Origin of the sequence: Paenibacillus zanthoxyli JH29, from assembly GCF_000520715.1 — a bacterium.
Lineage (GTDB): Bacteria > Bacillota > Bacilli > Paenibacillales > Paenibacillaceae > Paenibacillus_AQ > Paenibacillus_AQ zanthoxyli.
This window is the reverse complement of the sequence record NZ_ASSD01000148.1, coordinates 1-363: the sequence shown is the minus strand read 5'-3', so window position 1 is coordinate 363 and position 363 is coordinate 1. Positions and strand designations below refer to the sequence as shown.

Below are 363 nucleotides of genomic sequence, written 5' to 3'. Positions count from 1 at the left end.
GCCGCCGGAAGCAGCCAGGAGAGCCAGTCCGTACGCTCGCGGTACAAGCTCCACAGCTTGACAAAGCCTGCCCCGGCCAGCGCCGCAATCGGCGGAGCCATCATAATGAGATAATATTGATGAAAGAAGCCCGCGATACTGAAGAAGCCTGCAACCGGAATCAGCCAAGCCAGCCAGAAGACGGCCTCCTTATGCTTCTGCGTAAAATGTCTTCTGCGCAGACCGGAGAAGATGCCGACGCAGCCTAAAAGGATGAATGGAATCAGCCAACTGGCTTGGCCCGACAACTCTGATTGGAACAGCCGCAGCGGTCCCGCTGTGCCGGTATTGAACATGCCGCCCGCTCCGCCGTTCATGCCGCCG

At 59.0% G+C, this 363-nt stretch carries 1 pseudogene; it reads right to left on the bottom strand.

What is annotated here, in order from left to right:
- A pseudogene (locus tag L691_RS32520) lies at window positions 1-363 on the bottom strand (4-amino-4-deoxy-L-arabinose transferase); the annotation flags it as partial.